Annotated in this window: 7 protein-coding genes; 4 read left to right on the plus strand and 3 right to left on the minus strand. The window is 64.4% G+C overall.

Going from position 1 to position 7,423, the window contains the following annotated elements:
• Positions 1-67: 67 nt before the first annotated feature.
• Both pgeF and rluD read right to left on the minus strand, forming a co-directional pair.
• Positions 68-805, minus strand: coding sequence for a peptidoglycan editing factor PgeF (gene pgeF, locus PA6_RS17230; protein ID WP_021702234.1), 738 nt, complete (start codon positions 803-805; stop codon positions 68-70).
• Positions 789-1,760 (minus strand): 23S rRNA pseudouridine(1911/1915/1917) synthase RluD, encoded by a 972-nt coding sequence (gene rluD / locus PA6_RS17235; RefSeq protein WP_021702235.1) that lies wholly within the window; start codon positions 1,758-1,760, stop codon positions 789-791. Before rluD ends, pgeF begins: the two co-directional genes overlap by 17 nt.
• Positions 1,761-1,907: 147 nt before the next feature.
• Between rluD and PA6_RS17240 the strand changes: the two genes are divergently transcribed.
• From PA6_RS17240 to PA6_RS17255, 4 genes are all read left to right on the plus strand, one after another.
• Entirely contained in the window at positions 1,908-2,930 is a 1,023-nt protein-coding gene (locus PA6_RS17240) for an outer membrane protein assembly factor BamD (RefSeq protein WP_021702236.1), read from the plus strand.
• A gap of 121 nt (positions 2,931-3,051) precedes the next feature.
• Complete coding sequence (locus PA6_RS17245; protein ID WP_021702237.1) at positions 3,052-3,276, plus strand: PP0621 family protein; 225 nt, start codon at positions 3,052-3,054, stop codon at positions 3,274-3,276.
• The gene (locus PA6_RS17250; RefSeq protein WP_021702238.1) at positions 3,273-4,865 is read left to right on the plus strand and encodes a sensor histidine kinase; all 1,593 of its coding nucleotides are present in this window, start codon (positions 3,273-3,275) and stop codon (positions 4,863-4,865) included. Before PA6_RS17245 ends, PA6_RS17250 begins: the two co-directional genes overlap by 4 nt.
• A 2-nt stretch (positions 4,866-4,867) precedes the next feature.
• The gene (locus PA6_RS17255; RefSeq protein ID WP_021702239.1) at positions 4,868-6,208 is read left to right on the plus strand and encodes a sigma-54-dependent transcriptional regulator; all 1,341 of its coding nucleotides are present in this window, start codon (positions 4,868-4,870) and stop codon (positions 6,206-6,208) included.
• Between the two features lie 12 nt (positions 6,209-6,220).
• Here PA6_RS17255 and thiO read toward each other — a convergent pair whose 3' ends face one another.
• Entirely contained in the window at positions 6,221-7,336 is a 1,116-nt protein-coding gene (gene thiO / locus PA6_RS17260) for a glycine oxidase ThiO (protein WP_021702240.1), read from the minus strand.
• Positions 7,337-7,423: the final 87 nt, after the last annotated feature.

Genomic DNA, 7,423 nt, shown 5'->3' on the forward strand with positions numbered 1-7,423 from the left:
GACAGTTTTTACCGATTCAAGCGTCGAGCCGTTGATACGGATCAGTCGCGCGCGGATTGCTGCCGTATCAGGGCCGCGCGATCCACACCAGCGAGGCGAAGCGCCCGGTACGGGCGGCACGGCGGTAGGAGAAGAAACGCGGGTCGCTGAAGGTGTCCAGCCCGCCGCCATACACGGCAGTGACACCGCTGGCGGCCAGGCGGATGCGCGCCAGCGCGTACAGATCGGCCATGAACTTACCGGCATTGGCGCTCGGCACAAAAGCACGCTGCGCCTCGGCGTGCACGGCGACGAAGGCCTCACGTACTTCGGCGCCGACCTCGAAGGACTGCGGACCTATGGCCGGGCCCAGCCAGACCAGCAGCTCGGCAGGCTCGATACCCAGAGCGGCGACGGTATTCTCCAATACGCCGCCGGCCAGCCCGCGCCAGCCGGCATGCGCCGCCGCCACACGCGTACCGGCGCGGTCGCAGAACAGTGCCGGCAGGCAGTCGGCGGTCAGCACCGCACAGGCGGTGCCCGGGGTGGCGGACCAGCTGGCATCGGCAGTCGGCACCTGCCAGGGATCGGCCTCGACCACATCAGGACTGTGCACCTGCTTGAGCCAGGCCGGACGGCAACCCAGGGCATCGACCAGCACCTGGCGATTGGCGGCAACGGCCAAGGGGTCATCCTCGACATGATCACCGAGGTTCAGGCTGTCGAAGGGCGGCAGGCTGACGCCGCCAGCACGCGTGGTGACGCAGGCACGTACGCTGGCGGGCGCAGGCCAGTCGGGCGTCAGCCAGTCAGACGAAGGATTCATTGTCCTGGCGCAGCAGCGACAGCAGCCAGACCAGATCCTCGGGCAGCGGCGAGGTCCACTTCATGCGCTGCCCGGTGGCCGGATGCTCCAGCTCGAGGAAGCGCGCGTGCAGGGCCTGGCGCGGGAATTCCTTGAGCGTCTGCACCAGGGTCGGGCTGGCGGCCGGCGGAATGCGGAAGCGCCCGGCGTACAGCGGATCACCCACCAGCGGGTAGCCGGCATGGGTCATGTGCACGCGAATCTGGTGGGTACGGCCGGTCTCCAGCTTGACCCGCACATGGGTATGCGAGCGGAAACGCTCCAGCACGCGGTAGTGGGTGACCGCCGGCTTGCCACCGTCGATCACCGCCATGCGCTGGCGGTTGGCCGAACTGCGGCCGATCGGCGCATCAATGGTGGCGCCGGAGGTGATCACGCCGATACAGATGCATTCATAGATGCGGCTGACCGAGCGTTTCTGCAGCTGGTCGACCAGCTTGGTCTGCGCCTGCAGGGTCTTGGCCACCACCATCAGGCCGGTGGTGTCCTTGTCGAGGCGATGGACGATACCGGCGCGCGGCACGTTGATGATATCCGGCACATGGTGCAGCAATGCATTGAGCAGCGTGCCGTCGGCATGCCCGGCGGCCGGGTGCACGACCAGCCCGGCCGGCTTGTCGATCACCAGAATGTGCTCGTCTTCGTAGACGATATTCAGCGGGATATCCTGCGCCACCCACTCGCCCTGCGCCTCCTGCTCGGCCTGCAGACTCAGCATGGCGCCGCCGTGCACCACGTCCTTGGGCCGCAGCACGGCGTCATCGACGGTCAGGCGGCCCTCCTTGATCCAGGCGGTCAGACGCGAGCGCGAATACTCGTCGAACAGCTGAGCGGCGACTTGGTCGAGGCGCTGACCACCGAGGTCGGAGGGCACTTCGGCGGTGAGTTGAATGAGCTGATCGGAATCTTCGGACATGGGCTGCTGCGGAGGGCGGTGCGGCTTTTGGTTTCGGCGGCACGCTGTGGTTAAATACGGCGTCTTTGCCCCGGCATTTTCCGGGGCGCCCATCATAACAGGACGGTAGAGGCCTAGACAGCCGCCGTCACAGGGACGCAAGCCACCATGCAAGTGAAACACCTGCTGCTGATCGCCACCCTCGTTCTGACCGCCGCGTGCTCCTCCAACAAACCGGAAGTGGATGAGAACCTGAGCGAGACCGAGCTTTACCAGCAGGCCCAGGACGACCTCAACAGCAACAGCTATAACAACGCCATCGCCAAGCTGAAGGCCCTGGAGTCGCGCTACCCCTTCGGCCGTTACGCCGAGCAGGCCCAGCTCGAGCTGATCTACGCCTACTACAAGAATGTCGAGCCGGAGGCCGCCAAGTCCGCCGCCGAGCGCTTCATCCGCCTGCACCCGCAACACGCCAACGTCGACTACGCCTACTACCTCAAGGGCCTGGCCTCGTTCGACCAGGACCGCGGCCTGATCGCCCGCTTCCTGCCACTGGACCTGACCAAGCGTGACCCGGGCGCCGCGCGCGACTCCTACAACGAGTTCGCCCAACTCACCAGCCGCTACCCCAACAGCCGCTACGCACCGGACGCCAAGGCGCGCATGATCTACCTGCGCAACCTGCTGGCCGCCTATGAGATCCACGCCGGTCGTTATTACCTGACCCGCCAGGCCTATGTGGCCGCCGCCAACCGCGGCCGCTATGTGGTGGAAAACCTCCAGGAGACGCCCTCCGTTGGTGACGGCCTGGCCCTGATGGTCGAGGCCTACCAGCGCCTGGACCTGGACGACCTGGCCGCCACCAGCCTGGAAACCCTGAAGCTCAACTACCCGGATCACCCGACTCTGGTCGATGGCCAGTTCGTGCCGGTAGTAGAGGAAGCCGACAACCGTTCCTGGCTGGCCAAAGCCACGCTGGGCCTGATCGAATCCGATGCTCCGCTGCCGCCCGGCGAAACCCGCGCCAGCCAGGACGTGATCCGTCAGTACGAAGACGCCAAGGAAGAAATCCCGGACGAGCTGCAGCCGGAGAACCAGGACGAGGTCGAAGAGGACCTGGAGAGCGAGGCCGAAGGCAATGCCGACGACCGCTCCTGGTTCAGCTACATGACCTTTGGCCTGTTCGACTGAGCCATGCAGCACTGCAAAAAGGGAGGCCTAGGCCTCCCTTTTTCATGCCTCTCGCATTAGCTGCTGCGCTGCGCCGATGCACTTGGCTAAACTGCGCCTTTGCCAACAAGAAGAGCACACCATGTTCCGCCTGCTGTTCTGGATTGCCCTGATCGCCGCCGCTGTCTGGCTGTGGCGGCGCTTCAAGAAACCCGCCGCCAGCGCCCAGGCCACGCCCAGGGAAGATGCGCCCGCGCCGATGGTGCGGTGCGCCCAATGCGGCGTGCACGTGCCGCGTGACAAGGCGCTGGCGCAAGGGGCGCAGTGGTTCTGCAGCCAGGCCCATCTGGATCAGGGCAGCCAGTGAGCACCGAGCAGCTGACCCTCGACGGCGCCCCCGGCAGACGCATACTGCGCCTGTACAACCTCTATCGGGTGATCATCGGCCTGGCGCTGGTGCTGCTGATTTCCAGCGACCTGGACGACCAGTTGCTGGAGCTGGCACACGCCGAGCTGTTCCGCTATGGCAGCTGGACCTACCTGGTACTCAACGTGCTGGTCGCCGTACTGCTGCAGCGCCCGAGCCACCTGGCCCAGGTCTTCAGCCTGGCACTGCTCGACGTGCTGCTGCTGTGTACCCTGTTCTTCGCCGCAGGCGGCACCCCGAGCGGCATCGGCAACCTGCTGATAGTCGCGGTGGCCATCGCCAACATCCTGCTGCGCGGCCGTATCGGCCTGCTGATCGCCGCCGTCGCCGCCATCGGCATGCTGGCCCTGACCTTCTATCTCAGCCTGCTGCGCAACACGCCAGCTCCGCAGTTCGTCCAGGCAGGCGCCCTCGGCGCCCTGTGCTTCGCCGCCGCGATCTTCCTCCAGGGCCTGGCCAGCCGACTGCAGCAGAGCGAGTTCCTGGCCGAACAGCGTGCCGTCGATGTTGCCAGCCTGGAGGCACTCAACTCGCTGATCCTGCAACGCATGCGCACCGGCATCCTGGTCCTGGACAAGCAGCATCGCGTGTTGCTGGCCAATCAGGGCGCCCTCAGCATGCTCGGTCGCAGCAAGCTGGAGCACAAACTGCTCGACCCGCACTGCCCGGAGCTGGTCCAGCGCCTGCAGCAGTGGCAGCACAACCCGACCCTGCGCCCGCAGAGCCTGCAGGCCATGCCGGACGGCCCGTTGCTGCAGCCAAGCTTCATCCCGCTACAACGCAGCGGCGAACAGCACACCCTGATCTTCCTCGACGATATCTCGCAGGTTACCCAGCAGGCGCAGCAGCTCAAGCTGGCCTCCCTGGGTCGCCTGACCGCCGGCATCGCCCATGAGATCCGCAACCCGCTCGGCGCAATCAGCCACGCCGCCCAGCTGCTGCAGGAGTCGGAGGACCTGGAAGAGCCGGATCGACGCCTGGCGCAGATCATCCAGGACCATTCGCGGCGCATGAACACGGTGATCGAAAACGTCCTGCAACTGTCGCGCAGGCGTCAGGCCGAGCCTCAGCTGCTTGACCTGAAATACTGGCTGCATCGCTTCGCCAGCGAGTTCCGCAGTTCCGCACGGTTGGACCAGACACTGCACCTGGAGACCCAGAGCGGCAGCCTGCAGACCCGCATGGACCCGCACCAGCTGACGCAGATCCTGAGCAATCTGGTGCAGAACGGCCTGCGCTACAGCGCGCAGAAGCACCAACTCGGACAGGTCTGGCTCAAGCTCTATCGCGATCCGGAGAGCGACCTGCCGACACTCGAGGTGCTGGATGACGGCCCCGGCGTACCGGTCGACCAGATGCAGCACATCTTCGAGCCCTTCTACACCACGGACAACAAGGGTACCGGCCTCGGCCTGTATATTTCCCGCGAACTGTGCGAGAGCAATCAAGCACGCCTCGATTACAAACTGCGCGAGGGGGGCGGCAGTTGCTTCCGCATCACCTTCGCCCACCCACGCAAGCTGAGCTGAACATGAGCACCCGGCAGAGAGCCCTGATCGTCGACGACGAGCCCGATATCCGCGAACTCCTGGAGATCACCCTGGGGCGGATGAAGCTCGACACTCGCAGCGCCCGCAACGTCAAGGAAGCCCGCGAGTGGCTGGCCCGGGAGCCTTTCGACCTGTGCCTGACCGACATGCGCCTGCCCGATGGCACCGGCCTGGAACTGGTCCAGCACATCCAGCAGCGCCATGCCGAAGTACCGGTCGCCATGATCACGGCCTATGGCAGCCTGGACACCGCGATCAACGCCCTCAAGGCCGGTGCCTTCGACTTCCTCACCAAGCCGGTAGACCTCGGCCGCCTGCGTGAGCTGGTCGCCACCGCCCTGCGCCTGCGCAGCGGCGAAACCACGGAGGGACCGGTAGACACCCGCCTGCTCGGCGAATCGCCGCCAATGAAGGCGCTGCGCAACCAGATCCAGAAGCTCGCGCGCAGCCAGGCGCCGGTCTATATCAGCGGCGAGTCCGGTAGCGGCAAGGAGCTGGTGGCGCGCCTGATCCACGAGCAAGGCCCGCGCGCCGAAAAACCCTTCGTACCGGTCAACTGCGGCGCCATCCCGTCAGAACTGATGGAAAGCGAATTCTTCGGCCACAAGAAGGGCAGCTTCACCGGCGCGATAGAGGACAAGCAGGGCCTGTTCCAGGCGGCCAATGGCGGCACCCTGTTCCTCGACGAAGTGGCCGACCTGCCGCTGGCCATGCAGGTCAAGCTGCTGCGCGCCATTCAGGAGAAAGCCGTGCGTGCCGTCGGTGGCCAACAGGAGGTGGTGGTGGACGTGCGCATCCTCTGCGCCACACACAAGGATCTGGCTGCCGAAGTCGCTGCAGAGCGCTTCCGTCAGGATCTGTTCTATCGCCTGAACGTCATCGAGCTGCGCGTACCGCCGCTGCGCGAGCGCCGCGAGGACATCCCGCTGCTGGCTGACACCATGCTTAAACGCCTCGCCGAGGGCAGCGGCCTGCCGGCGGCCCGCCTGAGCCTGGAGGCGCTGGACAAGCTCAAGTGCTACCGCTTTCCCGGCAACGTGCGCGAACTGGAGAACATGCTGGAGCGCGCCTACACCCTGTGCGAGAACGACCAGATCCAAGCCGCCGACCTGCGCCTGGCAGATGCTGCACCGGCGGGCGAGAGCGGCGAGGCCTCGCTGGCGCAGATCGACAACCTGGAAGACTATCTGGAAGAGATCGAGCGCAAGCTGATCATGCAGGCCCTCGAGGAAACCCGCTGGAACCGCACCGCCGCCGCCCAGCGCCTGGGCCTGACCTTCCGCTCAATGCGTTATCGCCTGAAGAAGCTGGGCATTGACTGACACCGAATCCCCCTAGACCAACCCCAAGCGCCCAGCAGGCGCATACGGCGCTGGATCGACGATGGGGGTTTCGCCCAGCATCAGGTTCTTCAGCAGCTCGCAGGACGCCGGCGCCAGCACCAGGCCATTACGGTAATGACCGCAATTCAGCCATAACCCCGGAAACTGCGGCACCTCTCCGATGAACGGGATGCCATCCGGCGACCCGGGACGCAACCCCGCCCAGTGGCCGACCACTTCAGCGTCGGCCAGCGCCGGCAGAAGCTCCTCGGCAGAGGCCTTGAGACTCGCCAAAGCCTCCTCGGTGGGCGTCTTGTCAAAACCGACATGCTCCAACGTACTGCCGACCAGGATGTGCCCATCCTTGCGCGGAATCGCGTAGCGCCCTTTGGCCAGGACAATGGCCGGCAGGAAGCCCGGCTCGCACTTGTAAAGGATCATCTGCCCCTTGACCGGCGCAACTGGAAGTCGAATATCAAGCTGCGCAAGCAAGTGACCACTCCAAGCTCCCGCCGCTAACAAGACTCGATCCGAATACTGATCACCTGCTGGGGTAGTAACACCAATGAGGCGCCCTGCCTCAATCAAGAATCCCTGTACTTCTGACTGCTCATGCAGTTGCACATTTGACAGTCCCAGCAGCGCTTTATGCAGAGCTTTTATTAGCCTGGGATTACGTACATTGGCCACACCAGGCATGTGGATAGCACTCGCGAAATCCACTCCAAGCGCCGGCAAGAATGCACGGACCGTATCTATTGACAGACGTGAAAGTATCTTGCCCTCGCTATAAGCCCAGGACAACGCCTGTACCTCATCCTCCAAATCAAGCCAATACAGCCCCGTTGGATGTACCTGAGGATCAATCCCGACCTGTTCGGCAAGACGGGCGGCAAAGGGCAGATAGAAGTCCTGCGACCAAGATACCAGCGCAGTAACGGCAGGGCTGTAGCGCCACGGGTAAAGCGGAGAGACGATGCCCCCGCCCGCCCATGAGGATTCCTCACCCACCTCGCCACGCTCTAGCAAAGTCACCCTCAGCCCCTGACGCCCCAGAACCAAAGCACTAAGCAACCCCATTACCCCGCCACCCACTATCACCACATCGCTTCGAGTCCAACTTGGCATCTGCCAACTCCTATCTACACTCAATCCTCGATTCCACATCTGGCAGGGAAGCTAGATCAATGAAAAAACATATTGGCAACTCTCTGG

The organism is Aquipseudomonas alcaligenes NBRC 14159 (assembly GCF_000467105.1).
Lineage (GTDB): Bacteria > Pseudomonadota > Gammaproteobacteria > Pseudomonadales > Pseudomonadaceae > Aquipseudomonas > Aquipseudomonas alcaligenes.

Excerpts from the sequence above, each read along its gene's own strand:
- pgeF (WP_021702234.1), bottom strand. The coding sequence starts at position 805 with ATGAATCCTTCGTCTGACTGGCTGACGCCCGACTGGCCTGCGCCCGCC.
- thiO (WP_021702240.1), bottom strand. The coding sequence starts at position 7,336 with ATGCCAAGTTGGACTCGAAGCGATGTGGTGATAGTGGGTGGCGGGGTA.
- rluD (WP_021702235.1), bottom strand. The coding sequence starts at position 1,760 with ATGTCCGAAGATTCCGATCAGCTCATTCAACTCACCGCCGAAGTGCCC.
- PA6_RS17240 (WP_021702236.1), top strand. The coding sequence starts at position 1,908 with ATGCAAGTGAAACACCTGCTGCTGATCGCCACCCTCGTTCTGACCGCC.
- PA6_RS17255 (WP_021702239.1), top strand. The coding sequence starts at position 4,868 with ATGAGCACCCGGCAGAGAGCCCTGATCGTCGACGACGAGCCCGATATC.
- PA6_RS17245 (WP_021702237.1), top strand. The coding sequence starts at position 3,052 with ATGTTCCGCCTGCTGTTCTGGATTGCCCTGATCGCCGCCGCTGTCTGG.